At 65.2% G+C, this 25,363-nt stretch carries 22 protein-coding genes; 14 read left to right on the forward strand and 8 right to left on the reverse strand.

The genetic code is table 11. The annotated features are described in order from the left end of the window. Positions 1 to 5: 5 nt before the first annotated feature. From WS91_RS07230 to WS91_RS07245, 4 genes are all read left to right on the forward strand, one after another. Complete coding sequence (locus tag WS91_RS07230) at positions 6 to 1,274, forward strand: aromatic ring-hydroxylating oxygenase subunit alpha (RefSeq protein WP_100185421.1); 1,269 nt, start codon at positions 6 to 8, stop codon at positions 1,272 to 1,274. Positions 1,275 to 1,293: 19 nt separating this feature from the next. Next, positions 1,294 to 2,454, forward strand: a complete 1,161-nt coding sequence (locus WS91_RS07235; protein ID WP_059578936.1) for a hybrid-cluster NAD(P)-dependent oxidoreductase — start codon at positions 1,294 to 1,296, stop codon at positions 2,452 to 2,454. 109 nt (positions 2,455 to 2,563) lie between these two features. Then, complete coding sequence (locus tag WS91_RS07240) at positions 2,564 to 3,427, forward strand: glycine betaine ABC transporter substrate-binding protein (protein ID WP_038752661.1); 864 nt, start codon at positions 2,564 to 2,566, stop codon at positions 3,425 to 3,427. Positions 3,428 to 3,606: 179 nt separating this feature from the next. Continuing rightward, complete coding sequence (locus tag WS91_RS07245; protein ID WP_059578932.1) at positions 3,607 to 5,262, forward strand: APC family permease; 1,656 nt, start codon at positions 3,607 to 3,609, stop codon at positions 5,260 to 5,262. Between the two features lie 77 nt (positions 5,263 to 5,339). On the opposite strand, the gene purU is transcribed toward WS91_RS07245, so the two are convergent. After that, positions 5,340 to 6,215, reverse strand: a complete 876-nt coding sequence (gene purU / locus WS91_RS07250) for a formyltetrahydrofolate deformylase (protein ID WP_059578928.1) — start codon at positions 6,213 to 6,215, stop codon at positions 5,340 to 5,342. 175 nt (positions 6,216 to 6,390) lie between these two features. Here purU and WS91_RS38125 point away from each other — a divergent pair, with 175 nt between their 5' ends. Together WS91_RS38125 and WS91_RS07260 are read left to right on the forward strand one after the other, a co-directional pair. Then, positions 6,391 to 6,579: a hypothetical protein gene (locus tag WS91_RS38125; RefSeq protein WP_052145149.1), complete on the forward strand. Its 189-nt coding sequence runs from the start codon at positions 6,391 to 6,393 to the stop codon at positions 6,577 to 6,579. Positions 6,580 to 7,142: 563 nt separating this feature from the next. After that, the gene (locus tag WS91_RS07260; RefSeq protein WP_059579000.1) at positions 7,143 to 8,285 is read left to right on the forward strand and encodes a porin; all 1,143 of its coding nucleotides are present in this window, start codon (positions 7,143 to 7,145) and stop codon (positions 8,283 to 8,285) included. A gap of 60 nt (positions 8,286 to 8,345) precedes the next feature. On the opposite strand, the gene WS91_RS07265 is transcribed toward WS91_RS07260, so the two are convergent. The 3 genes from WS91_RS07265 to WS91_RS07275 form a co-directional block, all read right to left on the reverse strand. Then, a complete protein-coding gene (locus WS91_RS07265) occupies positions 8,346 to 9,572 on the reverse strand; it encodes a M28 family metallopeptidase (RefSeq protein ID WP_038752652.1) in 1,227 nt (408 codons plus the stop codon). Positions 9,573 to 9,680: 108 nt separating this feature from the next. Next, on the reverse strand, positions 9,681 to 11,384 hold the full coding sequence (locus WS91_RS07270; RefSeq protein ID WP_038752649.1) for a M36 family metallopeptidase: 1,704 nt from the start codon (positions 11,382 to 11,384) through the stop codon (positions 9,681 to 9,683). 486 nt (positions 11,385 to 11,870) lie between these two features. Further along, positions 11,871 to 12,815, reverse strand: coding sequence for a GlxA family transcriptional regulator (locus WS91_RS07275; protein WP_059578921.1), 945 nt, complete (start codon positions 12,813 to 12,815; stop codon positions 11,871 to 11,873). A gap of 264 nt (positions 12,816 to 13,079) precedes the next feature. Between WS91_RS07275 and WS91_RS07280 the strand changes: the two genes are divergently transcribed. The 5 genes from WS91_RS07280 to WS91_RS07300 all read left to right on the forward strand — a co-directional run bounded on the left by WS91_RS07280 (position 13,080) and on the right by WS91_RS07300 (position 17,603). Further along, on the forward strand, positions 13,080 to 14,030 hold the full coding sequence (locus tag WS91_RS07280; RefSeq protein WP_038752644.1) for a choline ABC transporter substrate-binding protein: 951 nt from the start codon (positions 13,080 to 13,082) through the stop codon (positions 14,028 to 14,030). A gap of 79 nt (positions 14,031 to 14,109) precedes the next feature. Beyond that, positions 14,110 to 15,039: a 3-keto-5-aminohexanoate cleavage protein gene (locus WS91_RS07285; RefSeq protein WP_059648298.1), complete on the forward strand. Its 930-nt coding sequence runs from the start codon at positions 14,110 to 14,112 to the stop codon at positions 15,037 to 15,039. 106 nt (positions 15,040 to 15,145) lie between these two features. Continuing rightward, positions 15,146 to 16,111 (forward strand): L-carnitine dehydrogenase, encoded by a 966-nt coding sequence (locus WS91_RS07290; RefSeq protein ID WP_059648264.1) that lies wholly within the window; start codon positions 15,146 to 15,148, stop codon positions 16,109 to 16,111. Between the two features lie 2 nt (positions 16,112 to 16,113). Beyond that, positions 16,114 to 16,611, forward strand: a complete 498-nt coding sequence (locus WS91_RS07295; protein WP_059670010.1) for a thioesterase family protein — start codon at positions 16,114 to 16,116, stop codon at positions 16,609 to 16,611. Between the two features lie 35 nt (positions 16,612 to 16,646). Then, positions 16,647 to 17,603, forward strand: coding sequence for an alpha/beta hydrolase (locus WS91_RS07300; RefSeq protein ID WP_059670011.1), 957 nt, complete (start codon positions 16,647 to 16,649; stop codon positions 17,601 to 17,603). 574 nt (positions 17,604 to 18,177) lie between these two features. On the opposite strand, the gene WS91_RS07305 is transcribed toward WS91_RS07300, so the two are convergent. From WS91_RS07305 to WS91_RS07315, 3 genes are all read right to left on the reverse strand, one after another. Continuing rightward, positions 18,178 to 18,489: a DUF4148 domain-containing protein gene (locus WS91_RS07305; RefSeq protein WP_059648261.1), complete on the reverse strand. Its 312-nt coding sequence runs from the start codon at positions 18,487 to 18,489 to the stop codon at positions 18,178 to 18,180. Positions 18,490 to 18,716: 227 nt separating this feature from the next. Next, positions 18,717 to 19,703 carry an oxidoreductase gene (locus tag WS91_RS07310; protein ID WP_038752710.1) on the reverse strand — a complete coding sequence of 329 codons (987 nt, stop codon included), beginning with the start codon at positions 19,701 to 19,703 and terminating at the stop codon, positions 18,717 to 18,719. A 216-nt stretch (positions 19,704 to 19,919) separates the two neighbouring features. Next, on the reverse strand, positions 19,920 to 20,210 hold the full coding sequence (locus tag WS91_RS07315; protein ID WP_038752632.1) for a DUF3331 domain-containing protein: 291 nt from the start codon (positions 20,208 to 20,210) through the stop codon (positions 19,920 to 19,922). 231 nt (positions 20,211 to 20,441) lie between these two features. On the opposite strand from WS91_RS07315, the gene WS91_RS35595 reads away from it, so the two are divergent. After that, positions 20,442 to 20,729 carry a hypothetical protein gene (locus tag WS91_RS35595; protein ID WP_156432311.1) on the forward strand — a complete coding sequence of 96 codons (288 nt, stop codon included), beginning with the start codon at positions 20,442 to 20,444 and terminating at the stop codon, positions 20,727 to 20,729. A gap of 312 nt (positions 20,730 to 21,041) precedes the next feature. Here the strand turns inward: WS91_RS35595 and WS91_RS07320 are convergent, their stop codons facing one another. After that, positions 21,042 to 22,286, reverse strand: a complete 1,245-nt coding sequence (locus WS91_RS07320) for an NAD(P)/FAD-dependent oxidoreductase (RefSeq protein ID WP_059578911.1) — start codon at positions 22,284 to 22,286, stop codon at positions 21,042 to 21,044. An 859-nt stretch (positions 22,287 to 23,145) separates the two neighbouring features. Between WS91_RS07320 and WS91_RS07325 the strand changes: the two genes are divergently transcribed. Both WS91_RS07325 and livH read left to right on the forward strand, forming a co-directional pair. Beyond that, complete coding sequence (locus tag WS91_RS07325; RefSeq protein ID WP_038752628.1) at positions 23,146 to 24,261, forward strand: branched-chain amino acid ABC transporter substrate-binding protein; 1,116 nt, start codon at positions 23,146 to 23,148, stop codon at positions 24,259 to 24,261. A gap of 169 nt (positions 24,262 to 24,430) precedes the next feature. After that, positions 24,431 to 25,357, forward strand: coding sequence for a high-affinity branched-chain amino acid ABC transporter permease LivH (livH, locus tag WS91_RS07330; protein WP_038752624.1), 927 nt, complete (start codon positions 24,431 to 24,433; stop codon positions 25,355 to 25,357). Positions 25,358 to 25,363: the final 6 nt, after the last annotated feature.

Raw genomic sequence — 25,363 nt, forward strand, 5'->3', positions numbered from 1 at the left:
ACACCATGGATGCAAGGAATCCGGAGCAAACGATGAAAGTATCGACAGACATCCGCGCGCTGGTGGCCCGGCGAAAGGCGGGCTACAGCCTCGAAGCCCCGTTCTATCTGAGCGACCAGATCTTCGCGCTCGACATGGACGCGATCTTTCGGCGGCATTGGATTCAGGTGGGTGTCGAGCCGGACGTGCCCGAGCCCGGCGATTACGTGACGGTTCAGCTCGGCGCGGATTCGATTCTGATCGTGCGCGACGACGACATGGAGATCCGCGCGTTCCATAACGTGTGCCGCCATCGCGGCGCACGACTGTGCAACGAAGAAAAAGGCTCCGTCGGCAACATCGTGTGCCCGTATCACAGCTGGACGTACAACCTGACCGGCCAGTTGATGTTCGCCGAGCATATGGGCGAGAAGTTCGATCGCTGCAAGCATAGTCTGAAGCCCGTTCATCTGCAGAATCTCGCGGGGCTCCTGTTCGTGTGCCTGGCCGACGAGCCGCCTGCCGATTTCGCGACGATGCGCGCGGCGATGGAGCCGTATCTGCTGCCGCATGATCTGCCGAACACGAAGATCGCCGCGCAGGTCGACATCATCGAGAAAGGCAACTGGAAGCTGACGATGGAGAACAATCGCGAGTGCTATCACTGCGTCGCGAACCATCCGGAGCTGACCATTTCGTTGTACGAATACGGCTTCGGCTATCAGCCGTCGCCCGCGAATGCCGAAGGGATGGCCGCGTTCGAGCGCACCTGCGTCGAGCGCGCCGCGCAGTGGGAAGCACTGAGCCTGCCGTCCGTCGAGGTCGAGCGCCTGACCGACGTGACGGGCTTTCGCACGCAGCGGCTGCCGCTCGACCGCAGCGGCGAATCGCAGACGCTCGACGCGAAGGTCGCGTCGAAGAAGCTGCTCGGCGAATTCCGCCGCGCCGATCTCGGCGGGCTGTCGTTCTGGACGCAGCCGAATTCGTGGCACCACTTCATGAGCGACCACATCGTCACGTTCTCGGTGATCCCGCTGTCGGCCGGCGAGACGCTCGTGCGGACGAAATGGCTCGTTCACAAGGACGCGAAGGAAGGCATCGATTACGACGTGAAGAACCTGACGGCCGTCTGGAACGCGACGAACGACCAGGATCGCGCACTCGTCGAGTTCTCGCAACGCGGCGCGGCGAGTTCCGCGTACGAGCCGGGCCCATATTCTCCGTACACCGAAGGACTCGTCGAGAAGTTCTGCGAGTGGTACATCGACCGCCTCGCCGCGCATTTCGGCGCATAGCACGACGACGGAGCGCAACATGATGCGAGATGCCGCGAATTTCGAACCGGCCGACAGCCGCGTGACGCGCCCCGCGTTCTGGCAGGCGCTGCCGGAGCGCTGGACGAGCGACGTCGAGGAGACGCTCGTCTGCTGCCACGTGCGGCAGGAAACGCACGACGTGAAGAGCTTCTTCTTCCGTTCGCCGCAGGGGCGCGCGTTCTCGTTCGAGCCTGGTCAGTTCGTCACGCTCGAGCTCGACATCGACGGCGAGACGATCAACCGCTGTTACACGATCTCGTCGTCGCCCGCGCGGCCGCATACGATCTCGATCACGGTCAAGCGCGTGCCGGGCGGCAAGGTGTCGAATTGGCTGCACGACAACCTGCAGCCGGGCGCGCCGCTGCGCGTGCTCGGCCCGGCGGGCGAGTTCACGTGCGCACGGCATCCGGCGCGCAAGTATTTGTTCCTGTCAGCGGGCTCGGGCGTCACGCCGTTGATGTCGATGAGCCGCGCGCACCACGATCTCGCGGAGGATCGCGACATCGTGTTCGTCCACAGCGCGCGCACGCCGGACGACATCATCTTCGCGCGCGAGCTCGACCTGATCGCGTCGACGCATGCGAACTTTCGCGCCGCGTTCGTCTGCGAGCGGCTCGGCGCGCGCACGAACTGGCACGGCGTGACGGGCTTTCTGTCGCTGCCGCTTCTCAAGCTGATCACACCGGATTTCTTCGAGCGCGAGGTCTTCACGTGCGGGCCCGCGCCGTACATGAAGGCGGTGCGCGAGATGCTCGACGAAGCCGGGTTCGATCTCAGCCGCTATCACGAAGAGAGCTTCTCGTTCGAGACGCTCGCCGAAAACGGCGCGCGCACCCTCGACGGAGAAGCCGCATCGACCGATACGTCGAGCGACGCTTCGAGCGATGCGCAGGCGCGGCAATTCACGGTCGCGTTCGCAAAGAGCAATCGCGAGATCGCATGCGGCTCGGACCAGCACGTGCTCGACGCGGCGCGGCGCGCGGGCGTGCGTCTGCCCGCGTCGTGCACGCAGGGCATGTGCGGCACCTGCAAGGTGAAGCTCGTGTCCGGCCAGGTCGACATGAAGCACAACGGCGGCATTCGTCAGCGCGAGATCGATCAGGGCATGGTGCTGCTGTGTTGCAGCAAGCCGCTGTCGGATCTCGTCGTCGACAAGTGAGCGCGTCGCGGGCGCGCAAGAACGTGTCGTAAAAGAACGATACCGGGCAATTGTGATTGAAGAACCTAGAGAGGCCCTTCGCTTTCCGACAACCTCAAGGAGATCGATCATGAAATTCCTCGCGAAACTAATGGGTTGCGGCGTGCTGTCGATGATGCTCGCCGCCGTCGCGCCTGTGCAGGCCGATACGAAGCCGACGTTGAAGATCGGCTATGTCGAAGGCTGGGACGACAGCGTCGCGACGTCGAACGTCGCCGCGCGCATCATCGAGATGAAGCTCGGTTATCCGGTGCAGCTCGTGCCGGTCGCGGCGGGCGTGATGTGGCAGGGCGTCGCGCGCGGCGATCTCGACGCGACGCTCTCCGCGTGGCTACCCGTCACGCAGGGTGCGTACTGGGATCAGTTCAAGACGAAGGTCGTCAATCTCGGCACTAATTTCCCCGACGCGAAAATCGGCCTCATCGTGCCGAGCTACGTGAAAGCGAAGTCGATTGATGATTTGAACGCGGAGAAGGGCGAGTTTTCCGGCCGCATCGTCGGCATCGACGCGGGCGCAGGCGTGATGCGCAAGACCGACGACACGATCAAGGCATATGGTCTGAACTATTCGCTGATGCCGAGCTCGGGCAGCGCGATGACGGCGGAACTCGCACGCTCGATCCATGCGAACAAGGCGGTGGTCGTGACGGGCTGGGCGCCGCACTGGATGTTCGCGAAATGGAAGCTGCGTTTCCTCGACGACCCGAAGAAGGTCTACGGCGAAGCGGAACACGTCGATAGCGTCGTGAATCCCGCGCTCGAAACGAAGGCGAAGCCCGTTGTCGCGTTCCTGAAGAAGTTCCAGTGGAAGCCGGGCGAGATCGACGGCGTGATGCTCGCGATCCAGAACGGATCGAAGCCCGCAGCGGCGGCCGACGCATGGATCGCCGCGCATGGCGATCGCGTCGGCGAATGGACCGCTTCCGCGCAGTGACGTTCGTGCGCTCAGGCCCGTGTGGTCGGGCTTGAGCGGTTGGGAGAAAATTCGAAGGTATCCGAACTAATTCGCAAAAATAGCGGGTTTCCCCGCAGGATTTTTGACATTTTTCGACTCGCACAACGAAGTGTTGTTAAAATGTACTCTTGTGCGGAGTCTTCACAGGAGGATTTTGGATGAGTCAAGCAGGACTGCGCGCGCGCAGCACCAGCGAGATTGAGGCAACCATCTCACATGAAGAAAGAGGCCGCACGCTGCATCGTGGCCTCAGTTGGAAGGACGCATTTTGGGTAACGAGCGGCGTGCCGGCAGGCGTGCTGTTCACGATCGGCGGCGTGTGCGCGACGATCGGCCAGCCCGCGTGGGCGGTGTGGATCGCCGCGATCACGATGGGTTTGATTCAAAGCGCGACTTATGCGGAAATTTCCGGGCTATTTCCCCATAAATCGGGCGGCGCATCGGTGTACGGTGCGATCGGCTGGGTGCGATACGGCAAGTTGATCGCGCCCGTTTCCGTGTGGTGCAACTGGCTCGCGTGGTCGCCGATGCTCGCGCTCGGCTGCGGCCTCGCGGCAAGCTATGCGCTCACCAGCCTGTTCCCGGCGGACGCAGCGATCCTGCACTGGCAATGGACGCTCGCCAATCTCGGTTTCATCAAACCCGGCCTGAACCTGCGGGTCAACGCCACCTTCGTGATCGCGACGATCCTGCTGCTGATCACGTTCAAGTTGCAGCACAGCGGCGCATCGAAAGCCGCACGCACGCAGCGTATTCTCGGCATCGCGTCGTTGACGCCGCTTCTCATCGTCGGCATCGTGCCGTTCGTCACGGGCGACGTGCCGATGTCGAATCTCCTGCCGCTGTTGCCGCTCGGTCACGACGCGCAGGGCAATCTCACCGCCGCCACGTTCGGCAGTTGGAACGGGCAGGGCGTCGTGATGGCGCTCGGTGCGATGTTCATGGCCGGCTGGGCGTCGTACGGCTTCGAAACGGCCGTCTGCTACACGCGCGAATTCCGCGATCCGCGTCGCGATACCGCGAAGGCGATCTTCTGGTCGGGCGCGCTGTGCCTGATCGTGATGACGCTCGTGCCGATGGCGTTCCAGGGCGCGCTCGGCACCGCGGCGATGCTTGATCCGCGCATCGGTGACGGCACGGGCGTCGCGGCGGCGATGGCGCGCATCGTCGGCGGCGGCGCGTGGATCGCGAACGCGATTGTCGTGATGTTGATGCTGTCGATCCTTCTGATCGTGATGACGTCGATGATGGGCTCGTCACGAACGCTCTACCAGGCGTCGGTCGACGGCTGGCTGCCGAAGTACCTGTCGCACGTGAACGAGCACGGCGCGCCGACGCGCGCGATGTGGACCGATCTCGGCTTCAACCTCGTGCTGCTGCTGATGTCGGACTACATGACGGTGCTGTCGATCTCGAACGTCTGCTACATGTTGTTCGTCTTCCTGAATTTGCAGTCGGGCTGGATTCACCGGATGGATCGCGGCGGATGGGAGCGGCCGTTCCGTTGTCCGACGTGGCTGCTCGTGCTCGGCTCGATCTGCGGCTACGCGAATCTTGTCTACGTCGGCGCGGGCGCCGACCTGCAAGGCGCGGGTACGTTGCGCAACGGCTTGATCGCAATGCTGCTGATCGTGCCGGTATTCGTCTATCGGCACTACTGGCAGGATCGCGGTCGTTTCCCCGCGCAGATGCAGCGTGACATGGAACTCGTCGTGCCGGCGCGCCGCACGTGGCTGAATGCGGCGCCATACGCGGCGCTCGCGGCTGCCGTGCTGACGATCGGGATGTCTTATTACTTCGCTTGGGTTCGATAGCCGGCGTGCGCCGGCGGGGATGCCCGGATGCATTGGCGCATCCGGGCCGTCGCGAATCGGCGAACGCGCCGTGCGCGCTACTGGAACACCACGGTCCGGTCGCCGTTCAGGAACACGCGGCGCTCGATGAATGCCTTCACCGCACGCGCAAGCGTGATGCATTCGACGTCTCGTCCCACCGCAAGCAGTTGCTCCGGCCGGTACGAGTGATCGACGCGCTCGACCACTTGTTCGATGATCGGCCCCTCGTCGAGATCGTCGGTGACGAAGTGCGCGGTCGCGCCGATCAGCTTCACGCCGCGTGCATGCGCCTGGTGGTACGGTTTCGCCCCCTTGAATCCGGGCAGGAACGAATGGTGGATGTTGATCGCGCGGTTCGCGAGCGTCGCGCTCGTTTCGGGCGATAGCACCTGCATGTAGCGCGCGAGAATCACGAGCTCGGCGCCGCTCGTCTCGAGCACGTCGAGCCATTGCGCTTCCTGTTGCGCCTTCGTGTCGGCCGTGATCGGGAAATGCCGGAACGGCAGCCCGTGCTGCGCGGCAAGCGGTTCGAGATCCGAATGGTTCGACACGATCCCGACGATGTCCATCTTCAGCTCCCCCATTTTCCAGCGGAACAGCAGGTCGGCGAGGCAATGCTCGAGCTTCGACACCATGATCAGCACCTTCGGCCGCGCGGCAACGTCGTGGATCGCCCATTGCATGCGAAAGCGCGTCGCGATCGGCTCGAACTCGCGTCGCAGCGCGTCGATGCGCAGCGAATCGACGTCGCCCGTCGCATGGAACACGCAGCGCACGAAGAAGCGCTCGCTGAGGTCGTCGTCGAAGACGGTCAGCTCGTCGACGTAGCAACGATGCCGGTCGAGCAGCCCGACGACGGCGGCGACCTGGCCCGCCGCGCTCGGGCACGACAGCGTCAGCACGAACTGAAGGGGACGTTGTGGAACGGACATGTGTTTCCTCTGACTCGATGGCGTCTCGTGCCCGGCGCGAGTGCCGGGCTTCCGAGGCGACGCACAAGTTAATCAAGCCGGATCGAATGCGGATAGAACCGAATCGCCGCGCCGCTGGAATCGGCGCGCCAATGCGTGGGGCGTCACGCGCACGCGTCGGGCAACCGGCGGCGAAATGGCAGCGAAACAGCATCGAAGCAGCATCGAAACAGCGGCACGGCGCGCGCCTGCGGGCAAACGGGCGATTGCGGACGAGGCGCTCGAGCCGGCGAACGGGCAACTCGTCGAACCGAGCGAGAAGGGGATGCTGACGCAGGTCGAATGCGCGGTGCGAGGCCGCCAACGGATCGAATTCCTCGGCTGAGAGCCGCATCTGATGAATACGGCATCCCATCTCGTTCACCTGTCGGGCGGGGACGCGTATTTTGGCCCGACCTCCAGAGGCGCAATCGGCGACACCGCCGCACGCGCGGATTTCTCGAACCAGTGAGCGAATCTCTCGCGCGCCTGTTCCGGCGGATGACGTTCACAGTCAATCTGGAGAACGGAATAATCGCCGCGATGCTGCAGGATAGACGTTCCGCTGTGGGCGCCGCGCAACGCGCGTCACGCACGCATTCGCCGCTTGTCGACGAATCGCTCGGCGGCGTGACCACCGCGAACGGCGCGCTGCGCTTGCCTGCAGCGCGAGCCGCGCTGACGGCCGACGTCGGCTTCGGCCCGGTTCGTCGCATCGTGACCATTCGACGTCGCCTGGAGACGGGTAGGGCGAAAAATGGGTTTGTATTTTTCGCCAACGGCATCCGATTGTGTGCGAGATGCGCAACGGCCGTCGGAGTGGTGCGTCGTTTCAGCAATAGTCGCGGATTCGCGTGGTCAAGGCGGGAATCTTTTTTCTTATCGAATGGGCAGGGTGGGGTGCCGACAATGAAGAAATCGAATGTTGCCGTGATGAGCGCGATCGCGCTCGCAATCGGAATCGTGCCGGGCGCAAGCCGCGCGCAGAGCAGCGTCACGCTGTACGGGATTCTCGATGCCGGTGTCACGTACGTCAACAACACGGGCGGCTCGCACGTCTTCAAGTTCGACGACGGCGTGTCGTATGGCAACCGGATCGGCTTCAAGGGCACCGAAGATCTCGGCGGCGGCTTGAAGGCGGTCTTCGTGCTCGAGAGCGGCTTTCGTCTGGGTAACGGCCAGCTCGGCTTCGGCGGCGCGGAATTCGGCCGGCAGGCTTACGTCGGATTGCAGAACAATTGGGGAACCTTGTCGTTCGGCAATCAGCTCGACATGACGGAGGAGATGGTCTATCTGAACAACATCTCTGCGTGGGCGAGCGGCTATGCGATCCACCAGGGCGACTTCGACCGCTTCAACGGCGACCGTCTGCCGAACTCCGTCAAGTTCCTGTCGAATGACTTCAGCGGCTTCAAGTTCGGCGCGATGTATTCGTTCGGCAACGTCGCGGGCGATTTCCATCGCAACAGCGCGTGGAGCGCGGGCGCGAATTACACGCAAGGCAATCTGTCGGTGGGCGCGGCTTACACGCATCTGAACAATCCTTCCGGCATCTATGCGTTCGATCCGTACGCGATGATCGGCACGAGGACGTTCCTCGGCCAGCCGACCGTCAGCGTCGATCCGGCGACGGGCAAGGTCACCGACCTGTTCGCGAATACGCCGATGAACGTCGACAGCCAGGGGACGCTCGGCGTCGGCGCGAGCTACACGCTCGACAAGCTGACGCTGTCCGGCAATTTCACGTATACGACGATCAAGGGCTTCGGCAACACGTCGCACATGCAGGTCTACGAAGGCGGCGGCCTGTACCAGTTCACGCCGGCGCTCAGCTTCGTCGCCGGCTACCAGCACACGCGCTTCGAAGGCCATCATTGGAATCAGGGATCGGCCGGCGTTCACTATCTGCTGTCCAAGCGCACGGACGTCTACCTCTCCGGCGACTACCTGCGCGCGTCCAACGGCGTCGATGCCGTGATCGGCTACAGCTTCACGCCGTCCAGCACGCAGACGCAAGCCGACATTCGCATCGGGATGCGTCACTCGTTCTGACCCGCGGCGACACGCTCCGGCTCGGGAGCGGCGTGCGATGCGCGCCGCTCCCGTCGCGGCTTACCGCTTGGCGGACGGCGTCAGTCCGCCGCCCAGCTCGGCCGCATACGCGAGCGCGAGCTTGCCGAACTTCAGTGCGTGATTGCCCTGTGAGTCCGACCGGTCGAGCGTGTCGTACGCGGAGTGGATGTACGGATTGTCGTTCTGGTCCGCTTCGAACGGGAACGATGCCGGATAGCCTTGCGCGTTCCACGATGCGTGATCGGAACACGCGTACCCGCATTGCGAAGTGCCCACCGTCAGCTCGGGCAGATAGGTTTTCGCCAGGTTCGCGAGATACGTGTTTTGCGCCGAGTTCGTGTAGTCGGTAATCAGGTAGATATCCTTCGGATCTCCCTTGTAGTTCGTCATGTCCAGCTGGAACGCACCGACCACGTTCACGTTCTGCGCCCTGAACTGCTTCGCGATCGCCTGCGAACCGAGCAGGCCTGCTTCTTCCGCAGCATAGCCGATGAACTTCAGCGTGCGCGTGGGCTGATAGCGGTTGGTGAGCAGCACGCGCAGCGCTTCGGTAAGGCTCGCGATGCCGGACGCGTCGTCGTCGGCGCCCGGCGCGCGCGTGTTTTCGCTCGTGCGGCCGACCGTCGAATCGAGATGGCCGCCGATCACGACGACGCCCGCGCCCGGATCGCTTCCCTTGATCGTCAGGATCACGGATTTTTGCGGCCAGCTGGTGTGCGTGAACTGCTCGACGGTCACGTCGGCGCGCGAGCCGGCGAGCTGCTTCCACTGCTGCGCGAGCCAGTCTGATGCGGCGACGCCGTGCGACGTCGTGTAGTAACGGTTCGTGAAGCCGGACAGCGACACGATCGTGCTGACGATGTTGCTCGCCTGCAGTTGCGAGATCCAGTTGCGGACCTGCTGGGAGTTGGTGATCGGGTAGTCGATCGCGGCCGCCTGCTTGGCGACACTCGGTTGCAGCGACGTGCGCGCTTCGTCGAATGTGGCGTGGACGAAGAAGCCGGGGCCGTGGCCGCGCGTGCGGCGTATCGCCTGAGACAGCGATTCGAGCTGCGAATCGTCGATTTGCGCGACGTGGACCGTCTCGGTGCGTGCGGCGTTGCCCGTCGCGACGGCCGTGCTGTAGCGGCTCGTCGCGGCGGGATCGATCAGGCGCAGTTCGCGGAACGCGGGATCGGCGAGCGTGATCCACACCGGCGCGGCGTGGGCGGCCGACACGTAGAGGGCGCCGCATACCGCGGCGGCGACGTGCTGGAGCTTGGACATGTTCGATCTCCTCAGGTTGAGGGAGATACGGTCGTGGGGAAGGGCGCGCGGCAGATCGCGCCGCGCGCTCCGCGTACGTTGTCGCTTAGGTCTTTTTCTCGATGCGGGTTACAGCTTTTGCGGCACGGTCACGCCGTAGGTGCAGCTCTTGTTGTACGCGTTGCCGATCGCATCGAGCTGCGCGCTGCTGTAGCCGAGAGCCGCCGCCGCGGTCAGCACGGCCTGAGCCGCGGCCTTCTGGTTCGTCGAGCTGTTCGTCATCGACAGCCCCTTCAGGAATGCCTTGTCCATCGCCGTGCCGCCGATCGCGTCGCGCGCGACTATGTTGCACGACGCCCAGTACTGGCCGGCCGTGTGGATCTCGGAATTGCGGACCTGCGCGTACGTGCGGCCGACGTTGTAGTTCGTGACGCGGCCGGGCCAGAACTCGTTGTGGCCGTCCCAGTTGTAGACCCAGTTATATTGCGCGTCGGACGGGCTCCATTGATTGAAATCGCGGCTGTACGCAGCCGCGAGGTAATCGCCCGTGCCTTCGGACAGGCCCTCGACCTGAGACAACCCGCCGTTCGTGATCCAGTCGTGGATACCGTGGCCGAGCTCGTGAATCACGACGTCTGCGTCCTCGGCGTCGTCGACGCCGCCCTGGCCGAACGACAACCGGCCCGAGCCAGACGAATACGACGAATTGTCGGCGCCGGATTCGCCGTGCGGATCGTACTGGACGCCGCCGGAATACTGATAGGGCAACGCTTTGATGCCGAGCGTGAGGTTCACGTAGCGCAGGAAGGTGTCGATGTGGTAGTACGCGTTCACCGCTTCGAAGTACAGGTTCGAGCGCGTGAAGTCGAAGGTCGGCGACGACTGCACCGGGCACGCGTTGTCGAACGGCGAATCGAAGTCGATGCACGACGCGTACGGCCCCGTCAGCTTGTATCCGCCGCTTGTCTGCGCGAGATCCTTGAGCGTCACGCGCACGCGCGCGGCGTTCAATTGCGGTGAGTCGGCGTCGTTGTTGTCCTTGTAGCCGGTGCTGCCGTAGCTGCTTTTGGTCGACGACAGCGGGTCCGGCAGGAACACGAGCCCGGTTCCGTCCGTTGCATAGGATGCCTTGTCTTCGGCGCGCAGCACTTCACCGCTGTTCGCGTCGATGATCAGTTCCCAATCGCCGCGCAGGCTGTCCTGCGGCTTGCCGCGAACCTTCCACGCGGTATGGGTGCCCGCGCCGTCGACGAAAGCGACGAGTTGCGACTGCACGCTCGCGAAGCCGCCGACGCCGAGGTATGCGCGCGCACGATCGAGCGCCTGCTGCTCGTCGACCGCCTGCGTCTTGCTCGACACGGCGGCGACGCCGTTCACCGCGTTGCTCGCGACGTACAGCACGCGGCCGTCGGACGCGACCGTGACGGCGATGTCGCTATCGTAGACAGGCAGGCCCGCGGCGCGCTGCTGGAAGCGGACGACGGTGAAATCGGCGTCGGCGCGTTCGGACGCGACGACGAGATTCGAGAGCGCCGTCTTGTCGAGGCCGAGCTGCGTGGCGCGCGCGGCGACGAACTCGCGCGCCATCGTCGCCGCGTCGGATTTCTTCGCGTGGAACGACGGGCTTGCGAGCGTGACGGCGACGGCGCCCGGGCGGAACTGCCCGGTTTTGCCGGCCTTCTCCACGGGCGGCACGACGCCGCGCGTGAGGCTCGCGCGGCGGCTTTCTTCTTGCGGATTCGGGGCCTTCGAATCGGCCCACGCAGGCAGCGCGGCGCCGAGGCCGATGGCAAGGCTCAGTGCGAACGGCAACGCTTTGACGGATGTTTGCATAGATTGTCCTCGTCTTCAAAGGTTTGGATAACAAACGAAACCACGGGAACCGCAGGGACGACCTGGCCCGTGCGCCGGCCTCGACGGGCTGGTGCAGGCGGGCGAAACAACAACGAAAGCGGCGCGACGCCGAGAGGAATCAGCGCGCGCGAAGCGTGCGGGGTGGAGGGACGGGGAACCGCCAGAGAGCGGCGGGCGGAGCAAACGGCAAGCGCTGCGATGGCTGTATGAGCATCGTCATTACAAACCCCTCGGAATAAATATTTGGAATGCTGCTTTTCTATTCGGCAAATGACCAGCCGTACTGGAATTTCACGTCGTTAGTCTGCCTATCTATTTTTAGAACATGTTACAGAATATTTTCAATGATATTTCGAATTATTTTCGAGGGGCGGTTCGATAAGCGAAAACGGTCTGGCGGCGCGCGATTTTGCACCGCCGCAATCGCGGTTGCGGCAACGCGTCCGGCTCAGCGCAGCATGCGGTTCAGCGCAGCGTATTGCGGTCGCTTCTCGGGCTCGCGCCGAATTGCGCGCGATAAGTGCGGGAAAAATGCGAAGGCGATTCGAAGCCGCATGCCGCGCATACAGCGGCGACCGTCATATCGGTCTGCTGAAGAAGTTCGCGCGCGCGATCGAGCCGCAGGCGCAAATAGAAACGCGTCGGCGTATCGCCGAGGATCGTGCTGAACAGCCGCTCGAGCTGGCGGCGCGTGACGCCGACTGCCTGCGCGAGCGTGTCGGACGGCAGCGGGCTTTCCATGTGATGCTCCATCGTTCCGATCACCTGGATCAGCTTGCGGTTGTGTACCCCGTAGCGCGCGGCGATCTCGAGCCGCTGGCGATCGGAGCGCTGGCGGATTCGGCTCAGCACGAACTGCTCGGAGATCGTCGCGGCGAGATCGGCGCCGTGCCGGCGGCCGATCAGGTCGAGCATCATGTCGATCGACGCGGTGCCGCCCGCGCAGGTGATGCGCCGCTCGTCGATCTCGAACAACTCCTGCGTCGTTTTCAGGCGCGGATAGCGCTCCTGGAACGCGGCGAGCGCTTCCCAGTGCAGCGTCAGCGCATGCGACGCGTCGAAGATTCCCGCTTCCGCGAGCACGAAGCTGCCGGTGTCGATGCCGCCCGTCGTCGCGCCGCGCCGATACTCGCGCTTGAGCCAGTCGCCGAGCGTGCGTGTGTAGCACGCGAGCGGGTCGAAGCCCGCGATCACGAAGATCGTGTGCGCATGCTCGATCTGTGCGAACGCGGCGTCCGCGTTCAGCGAGATGCCGTTGCTCGCGACGACGGGCGCGCCGTCTGCGCTCACGATGCGCCAGCGATAGAGATTCGGCCTGAAGCGGTTCGCGACGCGCAGCGGCTCGACGGCGGACATGAAGCCTAGCGCGGAGAAACCGGGCATCAGCAGGAAATGGAACTCTTCTGGCATCGCGCGTGTGCTTCGGAAGCAATGGGCCGAGCGTAGCAAGCAGGACGCAGGCAGGCAAGGCGCGTCGCGCGATACATGCCGATCAATCGCCGCCATGCCTGACGATTCGTCGATCTAATGGTTTTTACGCATAGTCGCAAACAGGCAAGAAAAGGTCGCCGTCGGTCGCCTTGCCGCGAATATGGCCCGTTAACTTTGAGCCCACGGTGCAGGCCTGTCGTCCCCTTGAATTGCCTGCGGAATCCGTCGAACAGGGAGGCCACCATGAAGTCCACCACGACACTCGTACTCGGCGCCGCGCTCGCCATCGCATGCGCGCTGCCGCTGCCGTCCTTCGCGCAGGATTCGGCCGCATGCCGCAACGTGCGTTTCGCGGACATCGGCTGGACCGACATCACGTCGACGACGGCACTCGCGTCGCTGCTGTTCGACGGTCTCGGCTACAAGCCGACGACGACGATCTCGTCCGTGCCGATATCGTTCGCAGGCCTCAAGAACAAGCAGCTCGACGTGTCGCTCGGCTACTGGTGGCCGGTGCAGCAGCATCAACTGCAGCCGTTCCTCGATTCGAAGTCGATCGCCGTTGTCGAGCCGCCGAATCTGTCGGGCGCGAAGGCGACGCTCGCGGTGCCGGCCTACGTGTATCAAGCCGGGCTGAAATCGTTCGACGACATCGCGAAGCACCGCGCCGAGCTGGACGGCAAGATCTACGGGATCGAGCCCGGCAGCAGCGCGAACGCGACGATCCAGAAGATGATCGACACGAACCAGTACGGGCTCGGCGGCTTCAAGCTCGTCGAGTCGAGCGAGGCGGGGATGCTCGTCACGGTCGAACGCGCGATCCGCGACAAGAAGTGGGTCGTGTTCCTCGGCTGGGAGCCGCATCCGATGAACATTCAGATCAGCATGAACTATCTGTCGGGCGGCGACGCGGCGTTCGGTCCGAACTACGGCGAAGCGCGCGTGTATACGCTGACGGCGCCCGACTACATGACGCGTTGCCCGAACGCGGGCAAGCTCGTCGGCAATTTGCGCTTCACGACGCAAATGGAGAACCAGTTGATGCAGGCGGTGATGAACAAGGTGAAGCCGGCGGAAGCCGCGAAGGCGTACCTCAAGAAGAACCCGCAGGCGCTCGACGCTTGGCTTGCCGGCGTGAAGACCTACGACGGCAGGGATGGTCTTGCCGCGGTGAAGGCTTATCTGGGGCTCTGAGCCTAAGGTTCGCCGCCCATGATATCGGCGCGGCGGCGCGCATCCGAATTCGAATTTGAATCTGAACGAGGCGACAGCGATGAATCAGGAAGTCATTGTGACGTGCGCGGTGACGGGTGCGGGCGACACGGTCGGCAAGCATCCGGCGATACCGGTCACGCCGAAGCAGATCGCCGATGCGGCGATCGAAGCCGCGAAGGCGGGCGCGACGGTCGCGCACTGCCACGTGCGCGATCCGCTGACGGGCCGCGGCAGCCGCGATCCGAAGCTGTATCGCGAGGTGGTCGACCGGATTCGCTCGGCCGACGTCGACGTCATCATCAATCTGACGGCCGGCATGGGGGGCGATCTCGAGATCGGCGCGGGCGAAGACCCGATGCGCTTCGGCAAGGGCACGGACCTTGTCGGCGGATTGACGCGGCTCGTGCACGTCGAGGAGCTGCTGCCCGAGATCTGCACGCTCGATTGCGGGACGCTGAATTTCGGCGACGGCGATTACATCTACGTATCGACGCCTGCGCAATTGCGCGCGGGCGCGAAGCGAATCCGGGAACTGGGCGTGAAGCCCGAGCTCGAGATCTTCGACACGGGCCATCTGTGGTTCGCGAAGCAACTGCTGAAAGAAGGACTCCTCGACGATCCGCCGCTCTTCCAGCTTTGCCTCGGCATTCCGTGGGGCGCGCCCGCCGACGCCGGCACGATGAAGGCGATGGTCGACAACCTGCCGCCCGGCGCGCACTGGGCGGGTTTCGGGATCGGCCGGATGCAGATGCCGATGGTCGCGCAGGCGATGCTGCTCGGCGGCCACGTGCGCGTCGGTCTCGAAGACAACCTGTGGCTCGATCGCGGCGTGCACGCGACGAACGGCTCGCTCGTCGAGCGCGCGCGGGAGATCGTCGAGCGCCTCGGCGCTCGCGTGCTGACGCCGGCCGAAGGGCGACGCAAGCTCGGCTTGCCGCCGCGCGGCGAGCGTCCGCTCGAGCGGCGCGCGATCGCCGAATCCGCATAGCGCGAGCGCGGCGCAGCACCGGACAACGTTGCGGGAGCGGCCGTGCGCGCACGCCGCGCCGGATCGGCCCTTTCGCGTCATCTTCTCGTTCAAGGATCGAAGATTCATGGCTGTCATCACCGAAATCAACACGTTCGCGGCGATCGGCGCGGGCGTCATCGGCAGCGGCTGGGTTGCGCGCGCGCTCGCGAACGGACTCGACGTCGTCGCCTGGGACCCCGCCGGCGGCGCGGAGCAACAATTGCGCGCGAACGTCGAGAACGCGTGGCCCGCGCTCGAGCGCGCCGGGCTCGCGTCCGGCGCGTCGCCCGCGCGCTTGCGTTTCGTCTCGACGATCGAAGCGTGCGTCGCCGGCGCCGATTTCATTCAGGAAAGCGCGCCCGAGCGCGAAGCATTGAAGCTCGAGCTGCACGATCAGATCAGCCGGGCGGCGAAGCCCGATGCGATCATCGCGTCGTCGACGTCGGGCCTCCTGCCGACGGATTTCTATGCACGCGCGCGGCATCCCGAGCGCTGCATCGTCGGCCATCCGTTCAATCCGGTCTATCTGCTGCCGCTCGTCGAAGTGCTGGGCGGCGCGCGCACCGCGCCCGAAACCGTCGATGCGGCGATCGGCGTCTATCGCGCGCTCGGCATGCAGCCGCTGCGGGTGCGCAAGGAAGTGCCGGGCTTCATCGCGGACCGCCTGCTCGAGGCGCTGTGGCGTGAGGCGCTGCACCTCGTCGACGAAGGCGTTGCGACGACGGGCGAGATCGACGACGCGATCCGTTTCGGCGCGGGCATCCGCTGGTCGTTCATGGGCACGTTCCTCACGTATACACTGGCAGGCGGCGAGGCCGGCATGCGTCATTTCATGCAGCAGTTCGGTCCCGCTCTGGAGCTGCCTTGGACCAAGCTCGTCGCGCCGAAGCTGACCGATGCGCTGATCGACCGCGTCGTCGAAGGCACCGCCGAGCAGCAAGGACACCGAAGCATCAAGGCACTCGAGCGCTATCGGGACGAATGCATCACCGAAGTGATCGCGGCGATCGCCGCGGTGAAGGCGCGCCACGGGATGCGCTACGAGGATTGACGATGACGACGGCCGCGACGCAAGCGACGGAGCTGACGATTCACCGCGACACGGTGCGCGCGGAATGGGTCGATTACAACGGGCATCTGCGCGATGCGTTTTATCTGCTGATCTTCAGCTTCGCGACGGATGCGCTGCTCGACGCGATCGGTCTGGACGACGCGGTGCGCAAAGCGCGCGGCCGCTCCGTCTATACGCTCGAGGCGCATGTCAACTATCTGCACGAGATCAAGGAGGGGACGCGCGTGCGGGTCGATGCGCGCGTGCTCGCGCACGACGCGAAGCGGCTGCATCTGTATCTCGAGATGTTCGCGCAAGGGGCCGACGGCGCGGTGTCGGCGAGCGAACAGATGCTGCTGCACGTCGACACGAGCGGACCGAAGGCGGCGCCGTTCGACGCCGACGTCGCCGAGCGGATCGCGAATCTGCATGCGCGGCAGCGCGGGTATCCCGAGCCGGCTTACGCCGGGCGTGTGATCGGTCTGCCCGCGCGTCGCTGACGCGACGCGGATCGACGAACCGACGCAGGCGCGCGATGCTGGAACCGGAAATCGATGCGTTCGTCGCGCGTGTCGCCGCGTGGTATCCGGACGATGCCGCATCGCGCCCGATCGCCGAACAGCGCGTGCTCTACGAGCGCTTCGCCGCGGCGTGGACGCCCGCGTTGCCTGCGGACATCGACGTGACCGACGCGCACTTCGCCGCGGCGGACGGCCGCACGATCGGCTTGCGGCGCTATCGTTCGCGGCGCTCTGAAGCGCGCGGGACGGTGCTGTTCTTTCACGGCGGCGGCTTCGTCGTCGGTTCGCTCGACAGTCACGCGCTCATCGCCGCCCGGATCGCGGCGGACACGGGGCTCGACGTGATCGCCGTCGATTATCGGCTTGCCCCGGAGCATCGTGCGCCGGCCGCGCTCGACGATTGTCTGGAGGTCTGCGTCGCGGCGCTCGACGGCCGGCTGCCGTTCCGCCCGATTGCATTGCCGCTTCGGCTCGCCGGCGACAGCGCGGGCGGCACGCTCGCGGCTTCGGTTGCGACGGCGCTGCGCGACGGCGGTCGCGCGGCGCATGGTGATGACGGGTGCGAGGGCGGCGGCGTGTGCGCGGTCGCGCTCGTCTATCCGATGCTCGGCTTCGAGCCGCAATCGCCCGCACGCGAGGCGGAGGCGCACGCGCCAATGCTCACGCTCGCGCACGTTCACGCGTATCGCCGCTTCTATTGGGGCGATGCCGAACCGCAGCGAGAAGCGATGCCGCTCGGCGCGCGGCGCTTCGACGGCTTGCCGCCCGTGCTGGCGGTCGGCGCCGAGCACGATCCGTTGCGCGACGATGCGCGCGTCTATACGGAGCGCATTCGATCGGCGGGCGGCGTCGCGCGCTTCTGGCACGGCGACGGGCTCGTCCACGGTTGCTGGCGCGCACTCGACACGAGTCCGCAGGCCGCGCGGATGCATCGGATCGTATGCGATTTTCTGGTCGCGCCCGGCGCGTGACGCGTGAAGTGCGCCGAACGCGCGGCGCTTCGGACGGCGGCGCCGGACGAGCGTTCACCGATCGCATCGGGAAAGATGGTGGGCGGTGGGAATACACACGCAGCACGCGCCGCATCGCGTCGCTCGGCAAGCGGATGCGAGCCGGGCGAAACGATCGACGTCGACGCGAAATCGAGAGGTTCGCGTCGATTGGAATGTGACCGGGCAGGATGCGGGCGAGTGTTTTTGTAGCCGAATGCGCGTCATGCCGCGCGCTGAGGAGGGGCCGTGCCGATGCTCGATACGGCCCGCGCACGACGCGTGCATGCAAGGCGCGCATGAACAAAATCGATCCTTACATATTGTGTAAGGATCGACCGTGTTTCGATTGACGGGGCCGCCGTAGCGGCGAACTTGCGCCTTAGCCGAAAAAGCGCCTAGGCGCCAGGCGCCCAGGCTAAGCCGCTCCTTGCGGAGCGGCGGAGGTTAGGGGCCCGAATGGGGGCGATGGCGCGCGGAAACGGCCGGTGCGCCATGCGGATTTCAGGCTGCGCGGCTGCCGGATCAGGCGGGGCCGCGCAGCGCGCGTGCTGCTTTACTGACCGAAGTAGATCGAATCGCGCGGCGAGCGGGGAGCCGTGGCGGCCGGCGCGCCGATGTGCGCGACGGGCGTGGCTTGCGCACCGTAGCCGCTCGTGTCGGCGGCGCCTTGCACGCGTGCTTGGGCAGCCTGGATGTCTTCCGGATAGTACGGGCTCGACACGCCCGGGTGGTAGCCGGCCTTCTCGAGCTGGACCAGCTCCGCGCGAACTTGCGCTCGGCTCAGCGACGGGTTGGATTGCGCGAACGCACCGAACGAAGCGCTCAGGGCGGAAGCGGCGACGACAGCGTAAACGAGCGATTTCATGAGAACCTCCGAATGTTTTATCGATTTCGCTTTCGACACCATGTCTTAAGCGATTGGTTACATCGTAGTCTTCGGGGTCCTACGGGTAAACGCTGGCTTTCGCGAAATATCTTTTCGTAAATTGAAAAAATCCAGACCGCAAGCGGTGGGGTGTCACAGCAAAAAAAACCGCCCACCCGCTGCGGGGGCAGCGGGCGAAGCGGCAAGCTTGGGCTTGGCGAAATGCTTCAGAGCGCACGGAACGTCGCGTCGTAGCGCGAGTTTCCGCGGCGCGAGCCGGGCGACGGTGTGTCGAGATAGCGCACGCCGGTCAGTTGTTCGGATTTTTCCCATAGGCGGGCGCCCATCTGCGCGTCGCGCGCCTGGTGCGGGATGCGCGCGTCGGCCGGATAGCCGCGGGTCTCGCACAGGTGCGCGGGGCCGATGTACGCGCCGCCTACGACGTCGGCCGCCGTTGCCGCGTGGATCGCGGGCAGCGCGCCGACCTCGGCCGGCTGCGCGACGAGCCGGTTCGAGACGCGCATCGCGAATGAGCCGAGCGACGAATTCTCCATCGCCGGGCCGGCGAACTGCAGGTTCGTGGCCGCGTAGCCCGGATGCGCGGCCACGCTCAGGATCGACAGCCCCTCGCGATCGAAGCGGCGCTGAAGCTCGAGCGTGAACATCAAGTTCGCGAGCTTGCTGTCGCAATATGCGCGGTACTTGTTGTAGCCGCGCTCGGCGAGCATGTTGTCGAGACGGATCTTGCCGAGCCGGTTGAAGCCGCTCGACATCGTCACGACGCGCGCGCGGTGCGACGCGCGCAGCGCGGGCAGCAGCAGGCCCGTCAGCGCGAAGTGGCCGAGGTGGTTCGTTCCCATCTGCATTTCAAAGCCGTCGCGCGTGTGGCGCAGCGGCAGGAACATCACGCCTGCGTTGTTGCAGAGAATGTCGACGCGGCCGTGGCGATCGGTGACGGCGTCGGCGAAGCGGCACACGGATGCGAGATCGGCGAGATCGAGCGCTTCGACTTCGATCCGGGCGCGCGGATAACGGGTGCGGATCGTGTGCGCGGCCAGTTCGCCCTTCGCCGACTCCCGGCAGCCCATCACCACTTGCGCGCCTTTGGCGGCGAGCGTTTCCGCGATCTGCCAGCCGAGGCCGCTGTTGGCCCCGGTGACGACCGCGACTTTTCCGCCTTGCGGCAGCACGTGTTGCGCGCTCCATGCATGCATCTTCGTCTCCATCCGTTGGCGCGCCGTCGGGCAGCGCGTTCTCGGGCCCGCCGTTTGCGCGAATGGGCCCTGGGCCCGGTGCAGCGGAGCGTCGGCGTTTCCGCCGTTCGCACCCTTTACATCGTTACATTGATTGATGTAACGGTAGTGACGCAAGACGGCGAAGACAAGAAGCAGGCTAGAGACGCCGCTCTAACCGCGTGGTGTGGCGCGGCGTTACTTGCCGCTCGCGTGCCCGAGCACTTCGGCGGCGGAAATCATCGCGCCTGCATTGGCGGGCGCCGGGCGCTCGGCGGGGCGGAACACTTCGTCGCCGCGGTGGATCACCTGGCGCGACAGCGCACAAGTGCCGGTGCGTTGCGCGAAGCGGCGGCGCCAGCGTTGCTCGCCGTAGTGGCAGCGGCCGGGTTCGACCCAGCGGACGACGAGCAGCGTGTCGGAGCGTTCGAGGATTTCGACGTGAACGTCAGCGGGATCGAGCACAGGCTGGGATTTGGAGGACTTCATTTTGCCGTTTCCTAAAGCTCGTGCGGTATCGGCCTAGGCAGTTATTGCAACTGCTTTCCGTCGATTCCGTAGCGATTTCCATTAGAGGGGTGCGCTAAATGTAAGCGCGCTCGCGCGGAAAAAACATCCTGTCTGGCTCAAATTACTTTTTGCCGATTTAGAAACAATCGATTTCCATTTGCGGGCAAAAGTGGAGTGCGGAATCGTTCACTCGAATGGTGCGCGAACGGAGTGCGAGAACGCGTCCGAGCCGCGCCGCAGCTTGCTGCACGCGGCATTCGCCGTTTGCGGATCGTCATCGCGCGGCGCGCGCATGCGGTGCGGGCGAGTGCTTTGTCACGTTGTTGCGCCGCGTGTCAAGGTTTCTCGCTTCAACGCGAAGACGGTTTGCGCGATCGTTTTGCGCGCGGCGCGTTCGAGTGCAATTCGGTTATTCGTGCGTTCGATTCGACTGCATTGATTGTTCAGACGATGTTCGTTGTGAAAATTGCAAAGCACCATTCGTTCAACGTGCAATGATTCGCGGGCGGCGTAGCCCGTTGCTCGTTGCGCGATGACCGATTAGGCGCTCGTCGCGCTTCGACGATCGCGCAATATCGCTCCTGAGTTTCGCCGCCGCGCGGGTTTTGTTTAGTGGGCGAATAGCGAATCGGTCATGCGGCGCGTGGCGAGCGACATGATGCACGGATTATGTCGGCCGGTCCTTTGCCGTTGGAACGCATATGGGGCATGCATTCGCGGCGGCGCTTCTCGTCACGGTGCGCGAGCGAGCGTGCCGGCGTATCGAATGCCGCTGCCGCCCCCCGCGCTCCCGCGGCTTCCCGCTTCGAATCACAGAAACCGCTCGACGCGAAACGGCGCGACGTCCGCGACGGTCGGCTCGCCGCACATCATTTCCGCGAGCAGGCGCCCCGTGACGGGGCCGAGCGTGAGCCCGTGATGGTTGTGGCCGAACGCGAACCACATGCCGCGGTGTCGTGGCGCCGCGCCGATCACGGGGCGCATGTCCGGCATGCACGGCCGAAAGCCGAGCCACGGCGCGGGATCGAGCCGCGGGCCGAGCCTGAACGTCGGCTGCGCGATGCGCTCCGCGCGCGCGAGCTGCACGCCCGTCGGCGGCAGCGTGCGCGCGGCGATCTCGACGCCTGTCGTGAGCCGCAATCCGCCGCGCATCGGCGCGACGACGTAGCCGTGCTCGAGATCGACGACGGGCGCGGACAGCGGCGCGCCGCCGGGCGGCGCGTAATGCATGTGGTAGCCGCGTTTTTCGCGCAGCGGTATCCGGTAGCCGAGCTTCGCGAACACGGTATCCGACCAGGGGCCGAGCGCGACGACGACTTCGCGCGCCGTCGCGACGCCGTCGGCCGTGCTCACGTTCCAGCCGTCGCCGCTCGATTCGACGCTCGCGGCATCGCCTTCGAGCAGCGCGCCGCCGTCGCGCTCGAAGAGCCGCGCGTACGCTTTGACGAGCGTGCCGGGATCGACGACGCTCTTGGGGTCGAGCCAGTGCAGCGCGCCGCAGAACCCAGCGCCGAGCGCGGGTTCTTGCGCGGCGAGCGCGGACGCGTCGAGCGTCGCCACGCGCAGGCCGTGCCGGCTCGCGTCGCGCCGCGCACCGCGCGCCGCATGCTCGAGGCGCTCCGGCGTCCGATACGCTTCGATCCAGCCGCGCGCGTGCACGAGGTCGCCGGCGTTCGCGCGCGCGATCAGCGCATCGTGCTCGGCGACGCTGAGCTCGATGAGCGGCAGCATGTCGCGCGCGGCGGCCGCACGGCGGCGCGGCGACGATTCCCACCAGAAGCGCGCGAGCCACGGCGCGAACGACGGCAGCGACGCACGATCCCAATAGAGTTCGGTCGAGCGGTTCATCGCGTAGCGCAGCAGCGCGAGCGGGTTGCGCGGAAACGCGTACGGTGCGACGGAGGACCGCTCGATGAGCCCGGCGTTGCCGAAGCTCGTGCCGCCGCCGGGCGCGCCGCGGTCGACGAGCGCGACCCTGCGGCCGCGATCCTGCAGATGCAGCGCGGCCGATACGCCGACGATGCCGGCGCCGAGAACGATGACGTCGAAATCCATGAAGCGAGCGTAAATGATGCGTGGTGCGAACGGCGGCCGATTTCCGCCGGATCGGAGTTGGATCGGAGTCGAACGGCGGGCGAATCGCGCGACCGGCCGGCACGGTGCCGCCTGAACCGGGCAAGCCGGCTCGACGGGAAAATGAAAGGGCCGGCTGACCGATTGCGCGCTCGCATTATTTCATCGAAATTCCAAAATGCCTGCTATGTCCCCGATGAAATTGCCGGTATATGCGCGCATGCCGGCGGATATTGCATGGCGCTCGTGTCGTTCGGATGGTCGGGCGGTCGTACCTCGCTGCGGAGGTCGAATCGCGTGCCGCCGTCGCTCGACGTCCGGATCGGGTTCGGCTCGTCTTACGGTGCGCCGCAGCGTCGCGATAAACGTCCGCGGCGAAAGGGAAATCGCGCGAGGCGGTTGCGCGAACGGTCGCGCGGCCGTCGAATCCGGCTGCGGTGCAGCATGCGAACGACGGGCGCAACCGAGCGCCCGAGAGGCCGCGCGGACTGCGTGTTTTCCCTGATTCGTCCGTTAATTCTGGTCAGATGGATGAAAAACGATCCTATAATTTCGGCTGCCTTGCCAACGGCTGTCGGCATATCCGTCCGACGAGCAGTGAGGTAAGCGGGGCAGGCGAATCGCTTGCGCAATACAAGACGCATCACGTTGTCTTTCCGAACCAAGGTCTCCGTCGCTCGCGACGGCGGCTGACACTGCCGGGCCCCGCAAGCGCTGTTCCATCTGCAGGTCCGTCTTTCCGTCTCGGGCGTGCTCCAAGTCGTTTCGTCCACGGGTGTTGTTCGATTGCGCAAGTCATGTTGCCTTGCCCGTATGACTAAACATAATCGAGGAGCTCCTGATGATGCTGTCCCGTCTTTCGTCCATCTCTCTCGCCGCGATGCTCGTTGCAGCCGGCGCCGCTGCCCATGCGGAAACCGTGAAGATCGCCATTGCCGGCCCAATGAGCGGCTCGGTCGCTCAGTACGGCGACATGGTCAAGGCCGGCGCGCTGACGGCGATCGAGCAGATCAACGCAGCCGGCGGCGCGGGCGGCAATAAGTTCGAGGTGGTGATGATGGACGACGCGTGCGAGCCGAAGCAGGCGGTCGCGGTGGCGAACAAGATCGTCAGCCAGAAGATCAAGTACGTGATCGGCCACGTGTGCTCGGGCTCGACGATTCCGGCGTCGGACATCTACGAGAACGAAGGCATCGTGATGATCACGCCGTCGGCGACCGCGCCGCAGTTGACCGAGGGCAAGAAGCGCAAGTTCGTGTTCCGAACGATCGGCCGCGACGACCAGCAGGGGCCGGCCGCCGCGCAGTACATCATCGGCAAGGTCAAGCCGAAGAAGGTCGCCGTGCTGCACGACAAGCAGTCGTACGGCCAGGGCATCGCGTCGGCGGTGAAGAAGGACCTCGACGCGGCGAAGGTGCCCGTCGTGATCTTCGAAGGCATCAACGCGGGCGACTCCGACTACTCGGCGGTCGTCACGAAGCTGAAGTCGCAGGGCGTCGACTTCGTCTACTTTGGCGGCTATCACCCGGAAATGGGGCTGCTGATGCGCCAGGCGCGCGAACAGGGCGTGAAGGCCGTGTTCATGGGACCGGAAGGCGTCGGCAACAAGGACGTGACGGCGATCGCCGGCCCGGCTTCGGAAGGCATGCTCGTCACGCTGCCCGCCGACTTCACCGCCGATCCGGCCAATGCGGCGCTCGTGAAGGCGTTCGCCGACAAGAAGCGCGATCCGAACGGCACGTTCCAGATGCCCGCGTATTCCGGCGTGAAGATCATCGCCGATTCGATCGCGGGCGCGAAGACCACCGATCCGGCGAAGGTCGCCGCGTACATGCACCAGCACAGCTTCGACACGCCGATCGGCAAGGTGTCGTACGACGCGCAGGGCGACCTGAAATCGTTCAAGTTCGTCGTCTACAAGTGGCACAAGGACGCGACCAAGACGGCCGCCAACTAACTGGAGTATCTGCCCGCCCGTCCGCCCCGCTGCACGTTCGAGCGGGGCGGGTCGCATTGGCCCTGCGCTGGCCCTGCGCCGTCGCGCGAGCGGGCCGCCGCGGGGCGGGCGCATCGAGATCGGACGCCCGTGCGCTGCATGCGCGTCGGCGCGAACGGGAGCTTCCCGCATGAATGAATTCTTTCCTCAATTCGCCCAGCAACTGGTCAACGGCCTCACGCTGGGTGCGATCTATGCGTTGATCGCCATCGGCTATTCGATGGTCTACGGGATCATCGGCATGATCAACTTCGCCCACGGCGAGATCTACATGATCGGCGCATACGTCGGGCTCGTCACGCTGACCGCGATCGGCACGTCGGCGGGCTATCCGCTGCCGCTCGTGCTCGGCGCGGCGCTTGTCGTGTCGGTCGTCGTCACGGGGCTCTACGGGTTCGCGGTCGAGCGCGTCGCGTACCGGCCGCTGCGCGGCGGGCCGCGGCTCGTGCCGCTCATCTCCGCGATCGGCATGTCGATCTTTCTTCAGAACTACGTACAGATCGGCCAGGGCGCGCGCGACATGTCGGTGCCCGTGCTGATCTCCGGCGCGTTCGATATTCACGTCGGCGGCGACTTCGACGTGACGGTGCCGTATGCGCGCCTGTTGATCGTCTGCGTGACGATCGTGCTGATGATCGCGCTCACGCTGTTCATCTCGCATTCGCGGATGGGCCGTGCATGCCGCGCGTGCGCGGAAGACATGCGGATGGCGAACCTGCTCGGCATCGACACGAACCGCGTGATCTCGTTCACGTTCGTGCTGGGCGCGATGCTCGCCGCGGTGGGCGGCGTGCTGATCGGGCTCACGATCGGCAAGCTCAATCCGTATATCGGCTTCGTCGCGGGCATCAAGGCGTTCACGGCCGCGGTGCTGGGCGGCATCGGCAGCATTCCCGGCGCGATGCTGGGCGGCGTGCTGCTCGGTCTCGCCGAGACTTTTGCCTCCGGGTACATGCCCGCCGAGTACAAGGACGTGGTGGCCTTCGGCCTCCTCGTGCTGATCCTGCTGTTCCGTCCGACGGGCCTGCTCGGCAAGTCGGACATCGAAAAGGTGTGAGGCCGC

The organism is Burkholderia sp. MSMB1498, assembly GCF_001526245.1.
Taxonomy (GTDB): Bacteria; Pseudomonadota; Gammaproteobacteria; order Burkholderiales; family Burkholderiaceae; genus Burkholderia; species Burkholderia savannae.

What these genes read in the sequence shown, in the direction of transcription:
- WS91_RS07230 (WP_100185421.1), top strand. Translation starts at nt 6, where the DNA reads ATGGATGCAAGGAATCCGGAGCAAACGATGAAAGTATCGACAGACATC.
- WS91_RS07235 (WP_059578936.1), top strand. Translation starts at nt 1,294, where the DNA reads ATGATGCGAGATGCCGCGAATTTCGAACCGGCCGACAGCCGCGTGACG.
- WS91_RS07240 (WP_038752661.1), top strand. Translation starts at nt 2,564, where the DNA reads ATGAAATTCCTCGCGAAACTAATGGGTTGCGGCGTGCTGTCGATGATG.
- WS91_RS07245 (WP_059578932.1), top strand. Translation starts at nt 3,607, where the DNA reads ATGAGTCAAGCAGGACTGCGCGCGCGCAGCACCAGCGAGATTGAGGCA.
- purU (WP_059578928.1), bottom strand. Translation starts at nt 6,215, where the DNA reads ATGTCCGTTCCACAACGTCCCCTTCAGTTCGTGCTGACGCTGTCGTGC.
- WS91_RS38125 (WP_052145149.1), top strand. Translation starts at nt 6,391, where the DNA reads ATGGCAGCGAAACAGCATCGAAGCAGCATCGAAACAGCGGCACGGCGC.
- WS91_RS07260 (WP_059579000.1), top strand. Translation starts at nt 7,143, where the DNA reads ATGAAGAAATCGAATGTTGCCGTGATGAGCGCGATCGCGCTCGCAATC.
- WS91_RS07265 (WP_038752652.1), bottom strand. Translation starts at nt 9,572, where the DNA reads ATGTCCAAGCTCCAGCACGTCGCCGCCGCGGTATGCGGCGCCCTCTAC.
- WS91_RS07270 (WP_038752649.1), bottom strand. Translation starts at nt 11,384, where the DNA reads ATGCAAACATCCGTCAAAGCGTTGCCGTTCGCACTGAGCCTTGCCATC.
- WS91_RS07275 (WP_059578921.1), bottom strand. Translation starts at nt 12,815, where the DNA reads ATGCCAGAAGAGTTCCATTTCCTGCTGATGCCCGGTTTCTCCGCGCTA.
- WS91_RS07280 (WP_038752644.1), top strand. Translation starts at nt 13,080, where the DNA reads ATGAAGTCCACCACGACACTCGTACTCGGCGCCGCGCTCGCCATCGCA.
- WS91_RS07285 (WP_059648298.1), top strand. Translation starts at nt 14,110, where the DNA reads ATGAATCAGGAAGTCATTGTGACGTGCGCGGTGACGGGTGCGGGCGAC.
- WS91_RS07290 (WP_059648264.1), top strand. Translation starts at nt 15,146, where the DNA reads ATGGCTGTCATCACCGAAATCAACACGTTCGCGGCGATCGGCGCGGGC.
- WS91_RS07295 (WP_059670010.1), top strand. Translation starts at nt 16,114, where the DNA reads ATGACGACGGCCGCGACGCAAGCGACGGAGCTGACGATTCACCGCGAC.
- WS91_RS07300 (WP_059670011.1), top strand. Translation starts at nt 16,647, where the DNA reads ATGCTGGAACCGGAAATCGATGCGTTCGTCGCGCGTGTCGCCGCGTGG.
- WS91_RS07305 (WP_059648261.1), bottom strand. Translation starts at nt 18,489, where the DNA reads ATGAAATCGCTCGTTTACGCTGTCGTCGCCGCTTCCGCCCTGAGCGCT.
- WS91_RS07310 (WP_038752710.1), bottom strand. Translation starts at nt 19,703, where the DNA reads ATGCATGCATGGAGCGCGCAACACGTGCTGCCGCAAGGCGGAAAAGTC.
- WS91_RS07315 (WP_038752632.1), bottom strand. Translation starts at nt 20,210, where the DNA reads ATGAAGTCCTCCAAATCCCAGCCTGTGCTCGATCCCGCTGACGTTCAC.
- WS91_RS07320 (WP_059578911.1), bottom strand. Translation starts at nt 22,286, where the DNA reads ATGGATTTCGACGTCATCGTTCTCGGCGCCGGCATCGTCGGCGTATCG.
- WS91_RS07325 (WP_038752628.1), top strand. Translation starts at nt 23,146, where the DNA reads ATGATGCTGTCCCGTCTTTCGTCCATCTCTCTCGCCGCGATGCTCGTT.
- livH (WP_038752624.1), top strand. Translation starts at nt 24,431, where the DNA reads ATGAATGAATTCTTTCCTCAATTCGCCCAGCAACTGGTCAACGGCCTC.